The organism is Pseudovibrio sp. M1P-2-3, assembly GCF_031501865.1.
Taxonomy (GTDB): Bacteria; Pseudomonadota; Alphaproteobacteria; order Rhizobiales; family Stappiaceae; genus Pseudovibrio; species Pseudovibrio corallicola.
On record NZ_JARRCW010000001.1, the window covers coordinates 3,234,462 to 3,253,760 of the forward strand.

Consider the following 19,299-nt stretch of genomic DNA (forward strand, 5'->3'; position numbering starts at 1 on the left):
GAAAAAGATGCGCCGGAACTGTTCCGCGAGACGGGGCGCAAAGGAAAGAGGCTGCCCTCTTACTTCGAGGCAGCCTTTAAGTAATCTTCCAGATCAATCTGGTCCGGGTGGACCCTGCGTGGCTTGGGAAGTCCTGTGCGGGATAAAAGAGTGCGGGCATAGCGCTCACTTACTTCCAGAGCCAGTGCCACTTCCAGAGAGGTTTTGCCCTCCTTGCGCATCTCCCGTGCGGCGGCCACCTTGTCAATTCGCACCGCCGTTGTGGGCACGTAAAGCTTTTCGCCTGCAAACTTTTCGATGATGCATTCGGCGGTTTCCACTTCCAGCCGGGTGAGCGGATTGCCCTTGGAATAGGCCAGCGGTACCTTGATCTCCACCCCCGGCAGCCGGTCCATTAACTCCTGCGCCACTTCCTCGCCGCAGTGTTCCAAAACTGCGCTCATATCATCGCTTAAGGATAGTCCCACACCACTCATGACAGCGCCTTTCGTTCATTTGTCGATTGACAGAGAGCAGACATGCAATAAAACAATTTCAGATTGTAATTTTGTTGTCTGGAGTTGTCACCGTGAAGCGTTTTGTTATTGCCCTTGCCGCCTTCCTGCTTAGTTCTACCGCCCATGCCCAGATGCCAAACCTTGCCCCTTGGCAGGAGAAAGCCTTGGAGAAGGTTTTTGAGTACGACCGGATTGAGAAAGCCCAGTGGAACACTGAAGATCAATTTATGCTGCACTCGTCTACCACTGGAATTGCGTGGAATAATGCCATTGATCAAATGCTGTGCAAAGGGCTGCTGTATAGTATCGACAAACCGGAGGGACATAGTTTTGCAGTAACTGTTTGGCACACCCAAACCAATGACTTTCTGGGTATAGCCCGCTGTAAATAAGGTCACTTCTTCTCCCTCTCTTCGATTTCCTTGAGAGCTTCAATGAGCGGGCTGGCCTGAGCATAGGTCAGCCACTCGGGATCATCGACGCCGCAGCGGTTTTTGACAAACACCTTAAGCGCCTGCTTGTAAGGGGCGTTCCAGTACCCCAGAGTTCCCAGAGATTTGGCCAGCGCGTAGAGCTTGCGCACATAGCCCTTTGAGGATGCGGGGCGGTAGCAGCCGCCCCTCTTGTTTGCTTGCTGCCAGCCAAGGCGCTTGAATTCGTTTACAACACGCATCCGCTGCGCATCGCTCAAGTCCTTGGCACTGGCCTTTCCTGTCACGCGCTTTAATATGGCGCGGTAATTGTCATCATCCAGTGCAAGGTCTTTCTTGGCGATATGGATTTGGGCAAGATAACGGCTCATGGTTTGCTCCCCTCAATAGTCGGGGCCATAAGACGGGTCACACTCATCCTCATCAATGATGAGCTTGGATCCGCAGGCATAAAGGTTCATCAGCAACTTTTTGAAGCCATGACCTTTGCCGAAATAGACTGGCGTGTCTTTGTTTAACTTTCCTTTGTAGTCAAGTTCTGCGCCTGACACTTCGCCGTTACTGCGAACATCAATTCTATAGTTACAGCGGCGCTTTTCTGTGCCTTCTATTGTATCCAGATAGATATGGAAATGATCTGGATGCCACTCCTCGACAATGAGGGTGATTTCGCCGTTTTCCCACTCTTCTTTGTGCAGTTCCGTTTCCTTAAACTCCTCCACAAGCTTGGAGAGCTTGATTTCTTCAGGGGCTCGGGCAAACAACCCCTCCATTTCTTCTTTAATTTTATCTTGCCCGATACGGTCCACATGCTCCTGCACCAGAGGTCGCAGTATCCGCAGGATGGTCTCGTTGTAGGAAGGAAGTCCCAATTCCCCGTCCACCTGCAAGGCTTGCTCTACAGCCTTGGTGATTGCTTTCCCCGTGTCAGAGTAAGGGCGTAGGGCAGCATGGATGGCAGAGCTTACGGTCTTATCAAGCTCACTTTCAATTTTTGTCATCATGGCTTCACTGGAAAGTTTCTCCGCCACTGTCGTTTTAATGGCGTGTTCCAGAGCGTTATGGTTTAGAAAATCAGTCATCTTTAAATATCCTTGCGTGTAGAAAATTGCTTTTGGGCCGAGGCCTTCACACCTCGATCAACTCAGGCTCGACGGGGGAACGATCACCGCAGTAACCTTTGGGCTGACCGTTCACCAGATCGGTTTCAATGGTAATAGTGGTGGGGGAGTATTGCTCTGTCTTATACTTGACAGAGGCCTTGACGATGTAGCCACGCTTGGCCCAGTGGCGCTGCAATGTGGCAGCATTTCGTTTGGCAGCCAGTAGGTCGGCTAATCCAATGTCGGTATAACTGGCCATTTCAGGTCTCCATGTTAGAAGAAAAGGCTGGCGGCGGGGCCGCCAGAGGTGGCTTTAAGAGGCTTGCTGCAGCTCGGTCTCGTTGGGCTCCACAATGAAGTCCTCTCCATCAGAACCAACGGAAATGCCCTTGATGACTGCTGCCGTTGTTCGGTCCTCCAGCATAGCTTCCTTGTTGATCTCTTCCTTAATCCGCAGGAACCTCTTTTTCAGGCCAGCAGCCTTAATCGCTTCAATGACACTTTCTTTGCCGCGCACGGTGATCTTTGCCGGACGCAAGCGCCAGCTGATTTCGCCGGTGGCAAAGCGGTGAAACTTCACCCGGTTGTTCTGGGTCAGGCGGTCTCGGTTGGCCTCACAGAAAACTTTCAAGCCATCTTGCTTGGCACGGACCTGTTCCTGCAATGGGGCAATACGCTCCCCATACTCCTGGCTCAGTGCCGCCACCTTATCGTTCAACTCCGCCTCAATGCGCATCGCCTCGCGGTTAAGGTCGCCAATTTCGCGGATAGCCTCCCGCGCCTGACTGTCATCTTGAGGAATTGGAAGGGCTTCTGTTGCTGTTTTCAAACGTGCTCTCGCCATTTGGTGTCCTTTCATTTGGCAAGGTTGTAGTGCAGTCCCCGAAAGCTCTTCGGGAACTGGATGATTTTGGGGTCGTTCAAGTGCTCTTGGGCCACCTCTTGTTTGGGTAGGCCGAGCAGAATTTCCTGATCCTGCGCAACTTTCACTAAACGGCGCATATGGTAGGCAAACATTCTGGCTTCGCTGTCAGTCAGCTCTGGGCAGATTTCCTGCATCTCAATAAAGTAGTCATGCAAGACCTGAATGCTCTCACTCAGCATGGTCACTCTCCTCTTGCTCTTCTGGGCTGGCCTCCACATTCACCAAGGGGAACAGAGTAACCGTTGGATCCTCCAGATGTTCTTGGTTCAGTGGTGTAATCTGGCTGCTGACCCGCCGTTCCAACTGCTCGGCAATGTGGGTGCTGGTTTGTAATCCCCAGTCCAGATATTCCCGTTTTTCCGGCAACATCGGGCTTTTGGGATCACCTGTAAGGAATAAGAGCCGTAACTCGCGTAGAATTTCACTCAGCATGAGAGCCCCTGACCGGCAGGTTCTGCCATTTTCAAAGGGCAGTTCTGGCAAGTCGCCCAATGCCTTAAAGCGTCCGGGTCACTTTGCGGGACAGAGCGGGTCGCATGCTTTGCGCACTCTTCCTTACTGAGGCCGGTTTTGAGGTGGGGGCACAGCACCTGGTCGTAAAACCGCGCCATTGCAATGGCTTCAAACCGGTCAACCCGCCCACCATTTTCCGCCAGTTTGTCAGAGCGATAAAGGCTCACGGAAGTGCGCGACACACCCATGGCGTCAGCCACCGCCTGAATACTGCCTCGTTTAGTGATCTGCTCTTCAATAAGCCGTGGGATATCTACTTGCATAGCACTTCCTCCCCCTCCTTGTTCAGATTGAAGTCAATCATGGCCTTGCGTTTCTGGTTGTAGCTGGGGGAGATCGGTCCGGTATCCTTGATGAGCCGGTAGCGGATCTGTGTTTTCACATCTTTGCGTGGCAGCGCTAACAGATACCCGGCTTTCCTGAGACACCAGACATAGTTACGCAAGTTTACCTCCGGGGTTTTATCCTGCTCCCGCGCCGCATGTAGAACCAGTTCTCCAATGGTGAACGTGGTAGCGATCCGCATATCCCGCCATGCCCGCTGGCGCAGAGTGTTGTTTTTGTGGGGCCGGAAATAATCCGCCCCCAGCTTGGGGTTGCCCCGTGCAATGATAAGCCCACTTTGGGCTGCCCGCTTCCCCTTGGCGTTAAGGCGGTAGCAGCCCCGCTTCCCCTTTAAGAGAAACCCACACACCCGTAAGCGCCGGATGGCCCGTGTAATTTGCAGGCGGTCAAACGGCAGCGCCTCGAGCAGCCCCTTAAGGCAGTGCTCCTCACCGTCGTTAAGGTGGTGCAGCAGGGCAGTGGAAGGTTCCAGAATGGCCATCAGTAAACCTCCGGTACAAGGATTGGCTTACTCGATGCCCGGTCGTTGAGGAGCACTTGCCCCGCCATATCAGCAAGGGTCAGCCCATCGGGGCCGGGAGGGTTGCGCTTTCCAAAGCGTTCAATATTGGCAATGGCCTCCAGAATTTCCCGGTTATAGCCACCGGATGCCTTGTGCAGGAAGGTGACCAGGTCATCGGCCACCGGCATGTCACAGCGCCCAGCCATCAAGGCCCGTACATCATCCTTTGTGGAGCGTTCAAACTTAACCCGCTGCGATACCCTTGAAGTTACTTGCGGAAAACGAACCAGATTGTCGTTGATCTTGCCCATACCCACCAGAATGAAAGGGATTTCGGTGCTGTCACTCAGACCGCGAATGGTCTCAATGATCTTTTCGCGCCGGGACACATAGTCGGCCTCGTCAATAACAACGCTGAAGGTGTGGTCGGTAAAAAGCGCATTGCTTTGACGCAGCGCCAGTTCACCACGCACCCGTTCGGCTTTTTGTTGCAATGAGTGCGGTGGATGTACATCCATTGCCTTGAGCAAATCACTCAAGAACCAGTTTTCAGTCCAGCCTTGCTGTGCCCGTAAGTAAACGGAACCGGTTTGTGCCACCCAATTGCGAAGGGTTGTTGTTTTGCCAAGGCCCGGCAGGCCATCCACCACCACAAGGCAGGCTTCGGCTGCACCACGCTGATTGAGCGCTGAAATAGCACCGTGGAATTTTTTAACGTTGGAGGTTTCAACGAATACGTTTTTCATCATCTTTCCTTGGATTTCAGCTTCAGGCAATGGCACGTAGGGTTTGTTTGAGGGCTTCCACATCAATTCCAGACATGCGGAACAGATCCAGATCCACCCGGCGTCTCAAACAGCCGCGCAAAACTTCTTTTTGTGACTCGCTCAGCTCCACAGGATGTTGCAGGGCAAACTCAGCCAGTTCGGTATCTGAGGCAAAGATGCGTTTGCGCGAGTTAGCGGCCACCTTTGGTGCGGGCTGATGCTCCTCAAGCTCCACCACGTTGTCCTCACGCTCAACGAGATCTGTCTCAGACTGGGCAGGTTGCATTTCTGCGTCCCGCGATTCAAAACCGGGTGCAGCGGAGAACACCTCCATGGGCTGCTCGGCTGATTGTTCCAGCAGGACGCCGGGGCGCATGTCTTCACGCACCCGCTTGAGTTTGTCTTGTAACCGTTTGACCGCTGCCCCCGCCTTTTTCTCGCGGGCGGTTTCAATGACAGGTTTGGGGAAGTACGCTTGAGCATTACCTTCAAACATGGCGGTGCAGATCAACGCGCCCGGAGTTTCCTTGTCATCCACATAATCCAACTCGCGCACCCACACCTGAGCGGCGTCCAGCATGTCGTAGCACACCATCACTTCACGCTGGTCGTAGCGCTCCAGATCCATGGAGAAATAGCGGTTCTTCTCAACGGTCACGAGGCCGCGAGAAACTTTACGCCGCACTGCCGGGCGGGACAGATCATCGCTGTCTTCCTGGGTGAGACGAACCGCCTCAAAGCCTTTTTCCTCAAAGTACGCCCAGTATTCATTAGGGGACATATGGCGCTTGCGGTTGGTGGTCGGGTCAACGGTTTCCGGCAGCGCAGAGTGAGGCCGGTTGTTGTAGTACTCTAATGCTGCCGCAAAGACCTTGAGAAACTCATCCCAGCTGATCAGCAGCTTGGAAGCTCCAAATTCTTTCAGGTCCTTTTTCATCTGCCGATGCAGCTTCATGGAGGCTTCCCGATCCAGATCGGTGCCGGTGTAGCTGGGCAAGGTCTTTGCCAGACGGGTGTAAACGGAGCCATTGAAGCGCTCGATGATGCCACGCGCCTGCGAATTGTAAGCGCGGCTGTGTTCTTTGTGGGTGCCAAGCCGAGCCAGCATGCCCACAGCTGCTTCATCCAGCAGGTTGTTTTTGTAGCCGTTGCCGTTGTCTACATAGAAAATTGCAGCCACGCCGTTTGCTGTGCTGGCATTACGCAGGGCCTCAGAAACATCATAGGCCTTTTCTTTAAGGCCGATGGAATAGCCCACCACTTTGCGGGTGGCCACATCCAGAATGCTGGTGATCTCTGGGCGGATTGGATTTCCAGAAAAGGGATGCGCGACAAAAGCATCAAAGGTCTTACCATCCGCTGTATAGATGTCGGTTGGTTCAAGCCCTTCGGTTGAGCGGGTTACATAAAGCAATGAGGCGCAACGCTGAATCGATTGGGGATTCCCAATCAGGTTGATTTGTGATTCACTCCTTTTAGGGAGGAGATCACATGGGCCGGCCACTTTCACTTGATTTACGCCTTCGCTTTAAAAGGCTCATTTTATCCGGGATGAGCGGGCGTGAAGCAGCACGCCGCCTGCTGATCTCTCCAGCATCAGGATCTCGCTTGGCCCGTAAAGTTCGGGAGGGGCAGAGTTTAATCCCGGTCAGGACAGGGCGCCCAAAGGGAGGCGGAAAATTGGAGCCCTACCTCTCCTTCTTGCGCGAGCTGGTCAATCAAGACGGAGATATCACGTTGATGGAGTTATGTGATGCACTTTTCATGGCTGAGGGAGTGAGGGTTCACCATACTTCCGTCTCCAAGGCTTTGCGCCGTCTTGGCTACACCTATAAAAAAAATCGTTGGTGGCAACCGAGCGTGGCAAACTCCATGTACAAAATGCCAGAGATGAATGGCGCCACACCCGTCAGCCTATAATGCGTGATCTGCCTGAGAGACTGGTGTTTCTCGATGAAACCAGTGTTAAAACGAATTTAACCCGGCTGCGAGGCCGAGCCTTTAAAGGGGAACGAGCCCTTGACACAGCGCCGTTTGGACGCTGGCAGAACCAGACCTTTATCGCCGGTTTGACCCACGAGGGACTCATTGCGCCCTGGGTTCTGGACGGGGCCATGAATGGCAAGGCATTCACCACTTATATCACGACACAACTGGCTCCATGCTTGCACCCTAAAACGGTGGTCATTCTGGATAACCTGTCCACACACAAAGTTCCAGAAGCCGCAAGGGCCCTCAGACAAAGCGGGTGTTGGTTCCTTTTTCTGCCGCCCTATTCTCCTGATCTCAATCCTATCGAAATGGCGTTTTCCAAGCTCAAAGCACACCTACGCAGAATGAAAGCCAGAACCTTTGAGACCTTGATAAAGGCTCTGGGTGACATATGCGATCTGTTCACACCCCAAGAGTGTTGGAATTACTTCAAGGCAGCTGGATATGTTTCAGTATAAAGGCTCAAGACTATAAACACCTAGAAAGTATCTTCGAAGACGTGGATGTCTGCTTTTTCAAGCTGCAGGCATCCATATTACAGCGTACCACCGAAAAGTGGGCGTCGGCTTTCGGGTTGAGATCCGCGCGAAAGCAAAAAACTTATATCGGCGAAGCTTTTCAATGAACTATCTCACCGATGTAATTAGAGCATACCCCTTGTATTCAATCCGGCTGGATGCCTTCTGGTTTTGACTGCCTACACTGGGCGCGCTCCACAAGCGGCTTCCAGACACTTGAAGGAACTGCAACAGTGAACTTATGGGGGTTTACCGCAACCATGACGGCACTCAGGTAATGATCCCCCTCATCTCCACCAAGTACGGGGCCACCGGAGCCGCCGAAGTTGGTGTAGCAATTGGTCAGCCACACGCCCTTGGTCTTTTTCAAGAGTTTGCACTGTCTGTCGGCGGTAAGCAGATACGGTCTTTCGCGCGTGTACCCCACGCTCATAAGCCTCTGATCCTGCACCCCCTGTTTTACGAGGGGAAAGGGTGCTACTGTTTCCATGGGCTTTTGCAGGACGATCACTGCTACATCTGACGCGCTCTCACTCAACTTTGCACTTGTCGCATAGGAGTATCTAGGGGACAGGATAATGCACTTGCCTTTCCCCAGTTCCGAATAGACATCCCGGCGCAGCCCCGCAACAAACTTCACCTCCCCCGCTGGAAACACCTTTCCATTCGCCGGATTATACAAACAGTGCGCTGCGGTGAGTACTTTATCAGGAGCGACCAGAGTTCCCGTGCACATGGAGCGCCTGTTGTAGCCAGCCCTGTTGACACGGCCAACGGCGTTCCATGGAGCTTTATCACCCACCAAAATTTCGCGGTTATCCTTTGAGCCAATAAGACCCGGAAAAGGATCATTAGTCTGGGCATACGCTGCCTCGACCCACAAAAGGGAGAGAAGGGCAATCGCCAGCTTACATAAACTATAAAGCATGAGAGGGTGAGTGGTTACTGCCTTCCTCAACTTTGAGCCGGTCCTTTGCAAGAGACGGCAGCTCAGTGTTACCTTCTTGAAACTTGTTGTGAAACTTCATCTGGTCAATAACCCAGGCCCCGCCTGCGTTGGAAAGAGCCAGATCAAAGGCTCCGTAGATTCGCCACACATTGCCTCCCTTGGCCTCTTTCAAAAAGTGGGTGATGGTACAATACAGGCTGGCCTTGGCTTTTTGCTCTTTCGTATCCACACGCAGTGTGCCGATCTGGTGATGAGTATTATCGAAACCGGCAAGATAGGCCTGCCAAGGCTCGATTATTTGAGAAGGGGAGAGATATTCAATCTCCCCGGGTTCACCGTTAGAATGCTCAACTTCAACCGACTTTCCTAGCATTGTTTGCACGGCTGCCCAGTTGCTGGCATCAACTTCTTGAAAAAAAGTACTTATACTGTTCACGATAGACCCGTGTGTATCCATGGTCACTCCTCGGCTTGACGGTTTAAAGCGCTATGCGTTTTATTCGAAACATCTCATCGCTTTAACTCTTTGGGGGCACATATCTTTATCCAAATCTGGCACCTGCTTTCCGCAGATATGCTGCAGGTCATCGCGTCCCTGCCCGCGCGCAAAGCAGCAACGTCAGATTTATCTGCACTTCACTGCAAAATATCTTCGCATAAGCCTAGGAGATATGGGAGTTTGGAGCAAACTCCACTTATTTACAGCCTTAAGAAATTACCGAGTAAAACAGGTATTACCCCTATGCCTTAAGCTTCAATAGCAGGGACTGGGTCAACATCATCAAGCGTGGACAACGGATCTCTTTGTTTTCATAAAGGGCAAACAGCTCATCAAAGCTCAGCTCGAAAACTTCGATATCCTCATCCTCATCCTGATCCCTGTTCTGGGTGTTGAACTCACCGGCTTTATAGGGGGCAAGGTAAATGTGTGCCTGTTCCGTCAGGCGGGCCGGATCAATATAGACGTTTGCAATGAATTCCAGCTCATCCAGCGTACAGCCAAGCTCTTCCGCAGCTTCGCGTCGACAGGCTGCATCGGGAGAGGCATCGTCTTCCTCAATACCGCCAGCACAAGCTTCAAAAATCTGGATACCCTCCGCCAGAAATGGCGCGGGGCGCATTTGTTTGAGGATTAGAACAGTCCTGGCTGAAATATCAAAGGGCATGACAGAGATGGAATCCCCGTAGGTCCACACAGGTTCTCTGGTAATGTGCTCTCTGCCATCTGGGTGAACCGTTTTCACAGTCACGTCCAAGAGAACGCCAAGGCCTTTATAACGCTCTTTTTTTTCCAGAATTTGCGACATTAAACTCTCCATACCCAAGCACTTGTAACAACTTAAACCTGTGTTATTACAACAGGTATCACCCATGCATATGCCTGTCATTATATTTTGGGGTTAAATTATTGGGGGAGAAGTTGGAAGGCAGCAAAAGGTCTGCCTTCCAGAGTATGTGCGTACTAAGTTTTACGTAATCACGTCGGGAGCCTTGCGCCCCACCCGTTTTTCCAGCTCCAGCAGCTCATGCGTTGCCTCAATCAGGTTCTGCAGTGCCTCTTGTGTCTCAACGGAATGAGAGGCTGGATCATCCGAGTGTTTTTCAAGGTAAACGCGCAAGGTTGCGCCGGAAGTTCCGGTGCCGGACAGGCGCAGGACCAGCCGTTCACCGCCTTCAAAGTGCAGGCGGATGCCCTGCTGGGAACTGACGGACTGATCCACCGGATCTTTATAGGAAAACTCGTCGGCTTTGCTGACCTTCAAGCCGCCCAGAACCGCGCCGGAAAGCTGGGGGAGACGAGAGCGCAGGTCATCAAACAGCTGATTTGCCGCCTCACTTTCCAGCCCCTCAAAATCGTGGCGGGTGTAGAATGTGCGCCCAAAAAGCCGCCAATGGTCTTCCATAAGGTCTTTCACGCTCTGGCCACGGCTTGCCAGAATATTGAGCCACAGCAGCACCGCCCAGACACCGTCTTTTTCGCGGATATGGCTGGAGCCGGTGCCTGCACTCTCTTCGCCGCACAAGGACACCCGCTCATCATCCAGCAGATTGCCGAAGAATTTCCAACCCGTTGGCGTTTCAAAACTGGCAAGACCCAGCTTTTGCGCCACCTTGTCCACCGCTGTGCTGGTGGGCATGGAGCGGGCAACGCCGGAAAGTCCGTTTTTGTAAGCAGGTGCCAGATGGGCATTGGCGGCAAGGATGGCCAGTGAGTCAGAAGGGGCCACATATTGGCCCTTGCCGATAATCAGGTTTCTATCCCCGTCCCCATCGGAGGCCGCGCCAAAGTCCGGCGCGTCCGGCCTCATCATCTGATCGTGCAGGTCTTTGGCGTGCACCAGATTGGGATCAGGATGCAGGCCGCCGAAGTCTTCAAGTGGCACCTGATTGACAACAGACCCTCTTGGCAGGCCTAAACGCGACTCGAAAATCTCCGTGGCATAGGGGCCGGTCACCGCGTTCATGGCATCAAATACCATGGTAAAGCCGGAGGCAAACAGTTTGCGGATGGCGTCAAAGTCAAACAGGCTTTCCATAAGATCGGCATAATCCTGAACAGGATCAATGATCTCGACGCTCATGTTTCCCAGCTGAACTGTACCCAGCTGGGACAGCTCCACCTCCTCGGCCTCAAGAATAGAGAAACTCTCGATTTCCTTGGTAAAGGCGAAAATGGCCTCTGTAACATTTTCGGGCGCGGGACCACCGTTTGGACCGTTGTACTTGATGCCAAAGTCTTCCTCTGGCCCGCCCGGATTGTGGCTGGCAGACAAGATGATGCCGCCCACGGCCTTATTTTTGCGAATGAGGTGCGAGGCCGCAGGTGTTGACAAGATACCATCACGGCCCACCAAAACCCGCGCAAAACCGCTGGCAGCTGCCATGTGCAGCGCAAGCTGGATCACATGACGATTGTAGAACCGCCCGTCCCCGCCCAGCACAAGGGTTTGGCCCCGCTTGTTTTCAATGGCCTGAAAAATTGAGGCAATAAAATTCTCGCAGTAATGCTCCTGCTGGAACACCGGAACCTTTTTCCGCAGGCCCGAAGTCCCCGGTTTCTGGTCCATAAATGGTTTGGTTTGAACGGTTTTAATCAAGAGACTCTCTTAAATTTTTCGATGTACCCATGAGGTTTATAAAGTTATTGGTGTAGCTCTAGCGCACTCTCCCCATCTCCAGCAATACGAAAAAAGGCGGGGCTGACAAGAGATTCCCTAACTAAGTGAAAGCACACTTTATAAGCCTCCTAAGAATTCCTTGGCTTTTATGACATAGGATTTCAACCATTATTGGGAGACGGGCAATTTTCTTCATCAAAGTTAATTGGTCTGGAGCGGGGGCTGAGCTTGGGTAAATTTATTTATATTTTCCTTATAGTTACCGCCTCATTTTTCGGGCAGGCCTTTGCCGCCTCATCAGTTGAGCTTGAGTTTACAGGCTCCGGCCAATGCCAGAGCTGCCATACCGATGCATTTAAGAGCTGGCAAAAATCCCACCATGCAAAAGCATGGCTGGAGCCAAGCGAGGACAATGTTCTGGCAGACTTCAACGGCTCCACTTACGCAGATGCCCAGCGCCGCTACACATTCACCAAGGATGGTGAGGCTTTTCTTATAAGCATCACGGAGGCTGACGGCTCGCACTCTACCTACCCTATAAAAAGCGTCATCGGCGTGCATCCCTTGCAGCAATATACGGTTGCCATGGAGGGCGGGCGCGAGCAGGTGCTTGATATTGCTTGGGACACGTTGGATCATCGCTGGTTCAATATTTATGGCAACCACACCCCGCGCGTGGGCGAGGGCCAGCACTGGACCGGAATTTACAAGAACTGGAATTCCCGCTGCGCCGAATGCCATGCAACCGATTACTCAAAAAACTATGATGCAACAACGCGCAGCTACACCTCCACCCAATCAGAAAAAGGGGTGGGGTGTGAGGCATGTCACGGCCCTGCTAGCGCCCATGTGGCATGGGCTGAGGACGGCGCCCCTCTTTCTGCGGAACTGGAAGATGGTAAAGGGTTTGCTTATCCCTTGAAAGGGCGGGAACCTGAGGAGGTTGTAAAGGTTTGTGCGGGCTGCCATTCTCGTCGTGAACCGCTGGAAAATACCACGCCGCTGGCGGGCACACCGTTTCACCAGAGCTACCGCCTGTCACTGCTGGATGAGAACCTTTATCACCCTGACGGAACTATAGAGGACGAGGTCTATGTTTACGGCTCGTTTTTACAATCAAAGATGGCCCGTGCGGGAGTGGGGTGTTCTGACTGCCATGATCCCCATAACGGGGAACTGGTAAGAGAGGGGAACGATGTTTGCACGGCCTGCCACTCACCCGCAGGTAACCCGCGCTTTCCAACTGTTGTCCGGCGCGACTATGACAGCTTTGACCACACCCGCCATGAAGCAGGGAGCGAGGGAAGCCAGTGCGTTTCCTGCCACATGGTGGAGCGGGTTTACATGGGCAACGATTGGCGGCGGGACCACAGCTTCCGCATTCCAAGGCCCGACCTCACCCTGTCCAGCATGAGCCCCAACGCCTGCAATGACTGCCACAAAAAGAAATCTGCCCTGTGGTCCACCCGTCAGTTGCAAAGCTTCTTTCCCCAAGGCAGCACACCGCCGCAACACTTCGCCACTGTTCTTTACAAGGGACGCAAAGACCCCAAGGCTGTACAAGGCGAGCTGATCGCACTGGCAGAAAACAAAGAGGAGGCCGACATTGTGCGGGCAACCGCCCTTGATCTTCTCAAAACCGTAGCAGATGTGCCCATTGCCAGCCAGACGAGAGCGCTTTTGAAAGACCCAAGTCCCCTTGTGCGCTCCGCCGCCCTTGGCCTGCAACGGAGCGTCCCGCCTTCCGTTCGCCTGAGCCGTGTGGCCCCTGCCCTTTCTGATCCTGTAAAATCCGTTCGCATTGCTGCCGCCAGAAGTATCATGGACATCCCGAGGGAAAAACTTCCCAGCTTTTTGCGAAGTCCGGCGGGGCAGGCCAGCGATGAGTTGCACGCCAGCTTGATGGTAAACAGTGACTTCCCAGAGGCTTTACTTGCCCAAGCAGGCATCGCCCTCAGCCAGCGCCGGTTTATGGACGCGCTTGCCAACTTCAAGGAAGCCAGCGCGTTGGATCCGCAGCAAATCCCCGCATGGGTGATGCAGGTGCGTATTCTCCAAGCCCTTGGAGAGCCTTCTTCCGCCCGCCAGACCCTGCAACAAGCACTTTTAGCCAACCCGGGAAACCAAACCTTGCTCCATTTGGCGCAAAATCTTTGAACTACATGGAAAGGGGAAAAGCGCTGAAGGCCCACTATAGCCTCGACATCAAAGTTTGTCTTTTAAGAAGTCTATCAAGAACTTCACATTGGGGGAGAGCTTGCGGCTGTGCGGGTAAAGTGCCCAGACGCCCTCCTCTGTTTCGCGGTATTTATTGAGAACGGAAACCAAACGGCCACTTTCCAGATGTTCCTCCACGTAATAATCGGGCAGCTGGGTAAGGCCAATGCCCTTCAAAGCGCCATCCAGCAGGGCCCAACCGCTATTGCAATGCAGGCTACCGCGCACCTTGACGGTTTTTGCCTTGTTGTGCTCCCGAAACCGCCAAAAGCTCAACGATCCGACCAGACAGTTATGTTTGCCCAAGTCCGTCAGGGCTTCAGGGGCACCATGGCGCTCGATATAGGCCGGACAGGCACACACATGAAGAGTGCGACTGGTGAGCTTGCGGGCGATCATGCTGGAGGCTTTGAGCTGGCCAAGGCGGATGGCCAAATCATACCCCTCTTCAATCAGGTCCACCGTCTCGTTTGTCAGGTTGAAGTGGACTTCCAGCTCAGGATGGAGAGTGAGGAAATCATTGATAAGCGGGGCGATCCGGTCCTGCCCGTAGATGGTTGGCGCTGTCAGCTTGAACCGGCCACGGGGCGCACTTTGCAGCCCGGCAATCTGACGCTCGGCCTCGCACAGGTCCTCTTGTATCTGGCGGCAGCGGCCGTAAAACATCTGCCCATGTTCGGTTATTGTGACACTTCGCGTGGTGCGATAAAACAAGCGCACGGCAAGGCGGTTTTCCAATTCGCTCACCTGCCGGCTGATATGTGCCGTGGAAAGGCCCAGTTGCTTGGCAGCTCCTGTAAAACTGCCGGTCTCCGTCACCGCAACAAATTCATTAATGCCATTCCAGTCCACCATTTGGCGCCGTTCTTTTATTATTACCAGCTAGTAAAAAACTTTTCAGAATTTTGGGTATTATCAATTTACAGGAATAATGCCATGTAGAACAACAGTTGAGACAATTCCCGCCTTCAATTTAAAACCAAGGAAGTTTGAAATGGCCGAAACAATTCAATGTAAAGCCGCCATCGCGTGGAAAGCCGGTGCGCCATTGTCCATTGAAACCGTCGAGGTTATGCCACCTCAGGCTGGCGAAGTTCGCATTAAAATCATGGCATCAGGCGTGTGCCATACGGATGCATTTACCCTTTCCGGTGATGACCCAGAAGGGATTTTCCCTGCCATTTTGGGCCACGAAGGCGGCGGCATTGTTGAATCTGTTGGAGAAGGCGTCACCAGCGTGAGCGTGGGCGACCACGTTATTCCGCTGTACACACCCGAATGCGGCGAGTGCAAATTCTGTAAATCAGGCAAGACAAATCTTTGCCAGAAAATCAGAGAAACCCAAGGCAAGGGTTTGATGCCCGATGGTACCACCCGTTTTTCCTGTGAGGGCAAACCCATCTACCACTACATGGGCTGCTCAACATTCTCCGAATACACCGTTTTGCCGGAAATTGCCGTGGCCAAGGTGAACCCGGAAGCTCCTTTGGAAGAAGTCTGCCTGCTGGGCTGCGGTGTAACAACGGGAATGGGCGCCGTGCTCAACACCGCCAAGGTGGAAAAAGGCGACACGGTCGCCGTGTTCGGGCTGGGCGGCATTGGCCTTTCAGCGGTTATCGGGGCCGTTATGGCGGGCGCGAGCCGCATACTGGCTATCGATATCAACGAGAGCAAGTTTGATCTGGCGCGCAAACTGGGCGCAACCGACTGCATTAATCCGCAAAAACACGACAAACCCATTCAGGATGTCATTGTTGAGTTGACCGAAGGCGGTGTGGACTATTCCTTTGAATGCATCGGCAACGTGAATGTGATGCGCTCTGCCTTGGAATGCTGCCACAAGGGATGGGGTGAATCTGTCATTATCGGTGTAGCAGGTTCCGGACAGGAAATCTCCACACGGCCCTTCCAGCTGGTGACCGGACGTGTGTGGCGTGGAACGGCCTTTGGCGGCGTGCGCGGACGCTCCGAACTGCCGGGTTATGTGGAGGATTACCTTGCAGGCAAGTTCAAGCTGGATGATTTCATCACCCACACCATGCCACTCGATGGCATTAACAGTGCCTTTGACCTGATGCACGAAGGCAAGAGCATTCGCTCTGTCATCCACTTCGATAAGTAGTCTTTTAAAAAGCAAACCGGCTTGCCTTGGGATATACTAAGGCTGCCGGTTTTTCTTTAGGTTTCAAGGTCCTCATGTCCATTGAATTAATTAGTGAATCCAAGAGCTTTGGCGGGTATACCAAACACTACAGCCACACCTCCCAAGTGCTCTCCTGCTCTATGCGGTTTGCCATTTTCCTGCCCGAACAGGTGGCAAACCAAAAGTTGCCGGTGATCTACTGGCTCTCCGGTCTCACCTGTGCGGACGAGAACTTCATCCAAAAAGCAGGTGCCCAGCGTTTGGCGTCCCAACTGGGTGTTATTCTGGTTGCCCCTGACACCAGCCCGCGCGGGGATAATGTTGCAGACAATGATGCCTATGACCTTGGAAAAGGGGCTGGCTTTTACGTGACAGCCACACAGGAGCCGTGGAAGACGCACTACAACATGTATGAGTATGTGCGCTCGGAGCTGCCTGAACTCATTGAGGCCAACTTTTCGGCAACTGACAGGCGGTCCATTATGGGGCATTCAATGGGCGGTCACGGCGCTTTGACCGTGGCTTTCAAAAATCCCGATCGCTATGCCTCTGTTTCCGCTTTCAGCCCTATCTCCTCCCCGCTCAATTGCCCGTGGGGAGAAAAGGCCCTCACCGCTTATTTGGGAGAAGACCGGAGCAATTGGGAGCAGTATGACGCCACCTGTTTAATGGGAAAAACAAGCCCGCAAATTCCAACGCTGGTGGATCAGGGGGACGCGGACAATTTTCTGGAAGAGCAGCTAAAGCCACAGCTATTACAAAAGGCCGCTGACGAGTGCGGCTACCCGCTTCAACTCAACATGCGGCCTGGATACGATCACAGCTACAATTTCATTGCCAGCTTTATCGATGACCATCTGCATTTTCATGCGAACCATCTTCGCAGCTCATAAGTAGGTTGCGGGCTGGAAGGCAGATGTTTGCTGGCTTTGGGCTTGTCTGGCACTATTAAGTGCTGGATTCGGTATCATATCCGGCGTCTAAAGCAGTGAGCAGTTTTATTGAAACAGCTCACTGCTTTAACCTTTGTTTGGGTACGTATCTCAATCAAATACAGCGGATCCTAGTATTCCCGATTGTGGCGAAACGTGTGCACAGCGATTTGGGAGAGCACAAATAATGTTCCAGTGATTACCAGTCCCTTCACCATGACCGGATCATACCCTTCGTTGAACACGGAAATGACACGGGCAGAAAAGTTCAGGAAGAAATAGAGGGAGGCTGGCAGAATGAGCATCCAGTCACGACGAACAAGCCCCAGAAGCGCAATAACCGCCAAGGCCAGCGTTGGTGCACCCAGAGTTCGCACATTTGTCAGGCCATAGGCCGTTGTGGCATTAAATCCGGTTGGCTCGTTAACAAGCTCGGGGAAGAGCATTGTGGTAATTCCAGCGCCTCCCAGAATGAGAACAAAAAGACCGGAAAGAATCTGAGATACACGTATCATAGTGCTACCTTATATTTGTCTATTCGCCGATCTGCCTGAAACCTGTTTCCCTAACCCGCACTTGGGTTGATGATCCACACGTCATAAAGCAGAGACAGCTTTTATCTGCAAAGTTCCAAGAAAAGCGGCGGGCCAGCCCATCTGTCTTTACAACAAAGAAGGCTATGGACTCCCGCTAGGTTAGAACTCTAGCTCTATATTTTGGGACACTATATATTTTAGTTGATATTAATCAACTATTTTAAGCAAGACAATCTACACGGCAGCCCGCCTTACCTTTGGGCAAAAGCGGGTATGAAGTCTTCACATTTGGTTTATCACTATGATTTCAAAGGGATATACTACCGCAACCCAAGAGGCTGCGTACTAGATCACCTTTAAATTCTATTGACCTTAGAGATGTCTCCACCAGCCCATTCCATCACCTTCGGGTCCATGACACGGAACCACAGGGGCGGAATTGCCGCCAGCGCAAAGCAACCGGGGTAGCCACTTGGAAGGCGGGGTAAATCCGGAAAGTTTCGCAGGGTCTGGTAGGGGCGTAACGGGTTTGCATGGTGGTCGGAGTGCCGTTGCAGGTGAAACGTGCTCAAGTTGGAGAAGATGTGGTTTGTGTTCCACGAGTGACGCGGCTGACAGCGCTCATATTTTCCGTTCTCATCCTTCAGGCGCAGTAGGCCATAATGCTCCACATAGTTTGCCTGTGTCAGGCCATACCAGGAAACCACACATTGAATGACGAGAAACAAAAGAACCTTCCAGCCGAAAAGCGCCGTACACACTGCCATGAAACCCAAAGTCATGGCGTAGCCCTGCAAGATGTCATTTTGCGGCGACCACCACGGCAGACCCTTGCGCTGTAACCGCTGCTTTTCATGGAACCAGCCCCGCAAAAACGCTCCGGGAATTTCGCGAAGCGCAAAGGCATAGATATTCTCTCCCATGCGCGAACTGGCGGGGTCTTCAGGCGTGGCTACATGAACATGGTGACCACGATTATGTTCGATACAAAAATGGCCATAACCCACGGCAGCCGTGGCGAGCTTTGCAAGCCACTGGTCGGTTTTGTTGAGCTTATGACCCAGCTCATGGGCTATCATGAGCGTGCCAGCGCAAAACAAGCCTTTACCAAATGCCACCACAACAACCAGCCAAAGAGCCAGATCATATGTTCCCACCAGCCACACGCTGGCGATCAGGTTGATCCATGTATAGGGCACCAGACAACGAACTAGCCAGCTGTAATAAGGGTCCGTCGCCATCTGCGCCAAAGCATCATCCGGCGGATTATAAGGGTCCTCCCCCGTCCATGCGTCCACCGAGGGGATAACAACATAAAAGTAAATCAGGGGAATGAAAAGGATCGCAGTGTGTTCAAAAGCCGCATAAAGCGCCACCGTAATGAGCGGAATGGAACTGCCAGCATAAGCTATCAGCCACCAATAACGCTTTCCATCAATAAACTGTGTCCGCTTACCATCGTGAGTTTGAGTATAAAAATTCATCGCCCGCCCCCCAATGCGTTGTTTTACGCAAGAGTAAGGCTAACACCGCTATTAATAGGGGGATACTGTGGATTTTAGGGGCTTGTTTCACCGAGATGTGACGCCATGCACCATGTCTCCGTGGTAAACGTATTCCAGTTGATTTTACCAAGGGAAATAAATGGTGCCCGGAGGCGGACTCGAACCACCGACACGCGGATTTTCAATCCGCTGCTCTACCACCTGAGCTATCCGGGCGCTTCATTCCGGCGCTGGGTGCGCCCTGAAGACCCGCGTCTTATAGGAGGCTAAAAACTATATGTCTAGTCACTGAAACAAAGTTTTCC

General features: G+C 52.7%; 23 protein-coding genes and 1 tRNA gene. 5 read left to right on the forward strand and 19 right to left on the reverse strand.

The window, feature by feature from the left end; genetic code table 11:
- Positions 1-59 precede the first annotated feature (59 nt).
- Positions 60-476, reverse strand: coding sequence for a hypothetical protein (locus P6574_RS14080; protein WP_310620905.1), 417 nt, complete (start codon positions 474-476; stop codon positions 60-62).
- A 92-nt stretch (positions 477-568) separates the two neighbouring features.
- On the opposite strand from P6574_RS14080, the gene P6574_RS14085 reads away from it, so the two are divergent.
- Complete coding sequence (locus P6574_RS14085) at positions 569-889, forward strand: hypothetical protein (RefSeq protein ID WP_310620906.1); 321 nt, start codon at positions 569-571, stop codon at positions 887-889.
- Positions 890-891: 2 nt separating this feature from the next.
- Here P6574_RS14085 and P6574_RS14090 read toward each other — a convergent pair whose 3' ends face one another.
- From P6574_RS14090 to P6574_RS14135, 10 genes are read right to left on the reverse strand one after another with little or no spacing between them, the layout of a single operon-like run.
- A complete protein-coding gene (locus tag P6574_RS14090) occupies positions 892-1,299 on the reverse strand; it encodes a gp16 family protein (protein ID WP_310620907.1) in 408 nt (135 codons plus the stop codon).
- A gap of 12 nt (positions 1,300-1,311) precedes the next feature.
- Positions 1,312-2,010 carry a hypothetical protein gene (locus P6574_RS14095; RefSeq protein WP_310620908.1) on the reverse strand — a complete coding sequence of 233 codons (699 nt, stop codon included), beginning with the start codon at positions 2,008-2,010 and terminating at the stop codon, positions 1,312-1,314.
- Between the two features lie 46 nt (positions 2,011-2,056).
- On the reverse strand, positions 2,057-2,290 hold the full coding sequence (locus tag P6574_RS14100; protein WP_310620909.1) for a hypothetical protein: 234 nt from the start codon (positions 2,288-2,290) through the stop codon (positions 2,057-2,059).
- 54 nt (positions 2,291-2,344) lie between these two features.
- Positions 2,345-2,875, reverse strand: coding sequence for a host-nuclease inhibitor Gam family protein (locus P6574_RS14105; protein ID WP_310620910.1), 531 nt, complete (start codon positions 2,873-2,875; stop codon positions 2,345-2,347).
- A gap of 11 nt (positions 2,876-2,886) precedes the next feature.
- Positions 2,887-3,135, reverse strand: coding sequence for a hypothetical protein (locus P6574_RS14110; protein WP_310620911.1), 249 nt, complete (start codon positions 3,133-3,135; stop codon positions 2,887-2,889).
- Positions 3,125-3,388: a hypothetical protein gene (locus P6574_RS14115; protein ID WP_310620912.1), complete on the reverse strand. Its 264-nt coding sequence runs from the start codon at positions 3,386-3,388 to the stop codon at positions 3,125-3,127. The genes P6574_RS14110 and P6574_RS14115 overlap by 11 nt, the downstream gene beginning before the upstream one ends.
- Positions 3,382-3,732, reverse strand: a complete 351-nt coding sequence (locus tag P6574_RS14120; protein ID WP_310620913.1) for a hypothetical protein — start codon at positions 3,730-3,732, stop codon at positions 3,382-3,384. The genes P6574_RS14115 and P6574_RS14120 overlap by 7 nt, the downstream gene beginning before the upstream one ends.
- The gene (locus P6574_RS14125; protein ID WP_310620914.1) at positions 3,723-4,295 is read right to left on the reverse strand and encodes a hypothetical protein; all 573 of its coding nucleotides are present in this window, start codon (positions 4,293-4,295) and stop codon (positions 3,723-3,725) included. Before P6574_RS14125 ends, P6574_RS14120 begins: the two co-directional genes overlap by 10 nt.
- Entirely contained in the window at positions 4,295-5,062 is a 768-nt protein-coding gene (locus tag P6574_RS14130; RefSeq protein WP_310620915.1) for an ATP-binding protein, read from the reverse strand. Before P6574_RS14130 ends, P6574_RS14125 begins: the two co-directional genes overlap by 1 nt.
- Before the next feature lie 22 nt (positions 5,063-5,084).
- A complete protein-coding gene (locus P6574_RS14135; RefSeq protein ID WP_310620916.1) occupies positions 5,085-6,497 on the reverse strand; it encodes a Mu transposase C-terminal domain-containing protein in 1,413 nt (470 codons plus the stop codon).
- Positions 6,498-6,574: 77 nt separating this feature from the next.
- On the opposite strand from P6574_RS14135, the gene P6574_RS14140 reads away from it, so the two are divergent.
- Positions 6,575-7,533 (forward strand): IS630 family transposase gene (locus tag P6574_RS14140; protein WP_310619020.1). Its coding sequence is split into 2 segments (ribosomal slippage): positions 6,575-6,916 and positions 6,919-7,533, totalling 957 coding nucleotides; the frame shifts between segments, so codons are not numbered across the junction.
- A gap of 205 nt (positions 7,534-7,738) precedes the next feature.
- Here the strand turns inward: P6574_RS14140 and P6574_RS14145 are convergent.
- From P6574_RS14145 to P6574_RS14160, 4 genes are all read right to left on the reverse strand, one after another.
- Entirely contained in the window at positions 7,739-8,521 is a 783-nt protein-coding gene (locus tag P6574_RS14145) for a trypsin-like serine peptidase (protein WP_310620917.1), read from the reverse strand.
- Positions 8,511-8,999: a nuclear transport factor 2 family protein gene (locus P6574_RS14150; protein ID WP_310620918.1), complete on the reverse strand. Its 489-nt coding sequence runs from the start codon at positions 8,997-8,999 to the stop codon at positions 8,511-8,513. The genes P6574_RS14145 and P6574_RS14150 overlap by 11 nt, the downstream gene beginning before the upstream one ends.
- Positions 9,000-9,282: 283 nt before the next feature.
- Positions 9,283-9,849 (reverse strand): NUDIX hydrolase, encoded by a 567-nt coding sequence (locus P6574_RS14155; RefSeq protein ID WP_310620919.1) that lies wholly within the window; start codon positions 9,847-9,849, stop codon positions 9,283-9,285.
- 162 nt (positions 9,850-10,011) lie between these two features.
- Entirely contained in the window at positions 10,012-11,640 is a 1,629-nt protein-coding gene (locus tag P6574_RS14160) for an alpha-D-glucose phosphate-specific phosphoglucomutase (RefSeq protein ID WP_310620920.1), read from the reverse strand.
- A gap of 249 nt (positions 11,641-11,889) precedes the next feature.
- On the opposite strand from P6574_RS14160, the gene P6574_RS14165 reads away from it, so the two are divergent.
- A complete protein-coding gene (locus P6574_RS14165) occupies positions 11,890-13,818 on the forward strand; it encodes a multiheme c-type cytochrome (RefSeq protein ID WP_310620921.1) in 1,929 nt (642 codons plus the stop codon).
- A gap of 48 nt (positions 13,819-13,866) precedes the next feature.
- Here P6574_RS14165 and P6574_RS14170 read toward each other — a convergent pair whose 3' ends face one another.
- Positions 13,867-14,733 carry a LysR family transcriptional regulator gene (locus P6574_RS14170; RefSeq protein WP_310620922.1) on the reverse strand — a complete coding sequence of 289 codons (867 nt, stop codon included), beginning with the start codon at positions 14,731-14,733 and terminating at the stop codon, positions 13,867-13,869.
- Between the two features lie 139 nt (positions 14,734-14,872).
- Here P6574_RS14170 and P6574_RS14175 point away from each other — a divergent pair, with 139 nt between their 5' ends.
- On the forward strand, positions 14,873-16,000 hold the full coding sequence (locus P6574_RS14175; RefSeq protein WP_405048103.1) for an S-(hydroxymethyl)glutathione dehydrogenase/class III alcohol dehydrogenase: 1,128 nt from the start codon (positions 14,873-14,875) through the stop codon (positions 15,998-16,000).
- Positions 16,001-16,074: 74 nt separating this feature from the next.
- On the forward strand, positions 16,075-16,914 hold the full coding sequence (gene fghA / locus P6574_RS14180) for an S-formylglutathione hydrolase (protein WP_310620923.1): 840 nt from the start codon (positions 16,075-16,077) through the stop codon (positions 16,912-16,914).
- 170 nt (positions 16,915-17,084) lie between these two features.
- Here the strand turns inward: fghA and P6574_RS14185 are convergent, their stop codons facing one another.
- From P6574_RS14185 to P6574_RS14195, 3 genes are all read right to left on the reverse strand, one after another.
- Positions 17,085-17,468 (reverse strand): hypothetical protein, encoded by a 384-nt coding sequence (locus tag P6574_RS14185; protein WP_310620924.1) that lies wholly within the window; start codon positions 17,466-17,468, stop codon positions 17,085-17,087.
- A 377-nt stretch (positions 17,469-17,845) separates the two neighbouring features.
- The gene (locus P6574_RS14190) at positions 17,846-18,973 is read right to left on the reverse strand and encodes an alkane 1-monooxygenase (RefSeq protein WP_310620925.1); all 1,128 of its coding nucleotides are present in this window, start codon (positions 18,971-18,973) and stop codon (positions 17,846-17,848) included.
- Between the two features lie 161 nt (positions 18,974-19,134).
- Positions 19,135-19,210, reverse strand: a tRNA-Phe gene (locus P6574_RS14195).
- Positions 19,211-19,299 lie beyond the last annotated feature (89 nt).

Bases quoted from the DNA above. Each gene is read 5' to 3' on its own strand.
- P6574_RS14170 (WP_310620922.1), bottom strand. From the start codon at position 14,733: ATGGTGGACTGGAATGGCATTAATGAATTTGTTGCGGTGACGGAGACC.
- fghA (WP_310620923.1), top strand. From the start codon at position 16,075: ATGTCCATTGAATTAATTAGTGAATCCAAGAGCTTTGGCGGGTATACC.
- P6574_RS14155 (WP_310620919.1), bottom strand. From the start codon at position 9,849: ATGTCGCAAATTCTGGAAAAAAAAGAGCGTTATAAAGGCCTTGGCGTT.
- P6574_RS14130 (WP_310620915.1), bottom strand. From the start codon at position 5,062: ATGAAAAACGTATTCGTTGAAACCTCCAACGTTAAAAAATTCCACGGT.
- P6574_RS14095 (WP_310620908.1), bottom strand. From the start codon at position 2,010: ATGACTGATTTTCTAAACCATAACGCTCTGGAACACGCCATTAAAACG.
- P6574_RS14080 (WP_310620905.1), bottom strand. From the start codon at position 476: ATGAGTGGTGTGGGACTATCCTTAAGCGATGATATGAGCGCAGTTTTG.
- P6574_RS14145 (WP_310620917.1), bottom strand. From the start codon at position 8,521: ATGCTTTATAGTTTATGTAAGCTGGCGATTGCCCTTCTCTCCCTTTTG.
- P6574_RS14175 (WP_405048103.1), top strand. From the start codon at position 14,873: ATGGCCGAAACAATTCAATGTAAAGCCGCCATCGCGTGGAAAGCCGGT.
- P6574_RS14090 (WP_310620907.1), bottom strand. From the start codon at position 1,299: ATGAGCCGTTATCTTGCCCAAATCCATATCGCCAAGAAAGACCTTGCA.
- P6574_RS14120 (WP_310620913.1), bottom strand. From the start codon at position 3,732: ATGCAAGTAGATATCCCACGGCTTATTGAAGAGCAGATCACTAAACGA.
- P6574_RS14105 (WP_310620910.1), bottom strand. From the start codon at position 2,875: ATGGCGAGAGCACGTTTGAAAACAGCAACAGAAGCCCTTCCAATTCCT.
- P6574_RS14115 (WP_310620912.1), bottom strand. From the start codon at position 3,388: ATGCTGAGTGAAATTCTACGCGAGTTACGGCTCTTATTCCTTACAGGT.
- P6574_RS14150 (WP_310620918.1), bottom strand. From the start codon at position 8,999: ATGGATACACACGGGTCTATCGTGAACAGTATAAGTACTTTTTTTCAA.
- P6574_RS14100 (WP_310620909.1), bottom strand. From the start codon at position 2,290: ATGGCCAGTTATACCGACATTGGATTAGCCGACCTACTGGCTGCCAAA.
- P6574_RS14110 (WP_310620911.1), bottom strand. From the start codon at position 3,135: ATGCTGAGTGAGAGCATTCAGGTCTTGCATGACTACTTTATTGAGATG.
- P6574_RS14125 (WP_310620914.1), bottom strand. From the start codon at position 4,295: ATGGCCATTCTGGAACCTTCCACTGCCCTGCTGCACCACCTTAACGAC.
- P6574_RS14190 (WP_310620925.1), bottom strand. From the start codon at position 18,973: ATGAATTTTTATACTCAAACTCACGATGGTAAGCGGACACAGTTTATT.
- P6574_RS14185 (WP_310620924.1), bottom strand. From the start codon at position 17,468: ATGATACGTGTATCTCAGATTCTTTCCGGTCTTTTTGTTCTCATTCTG.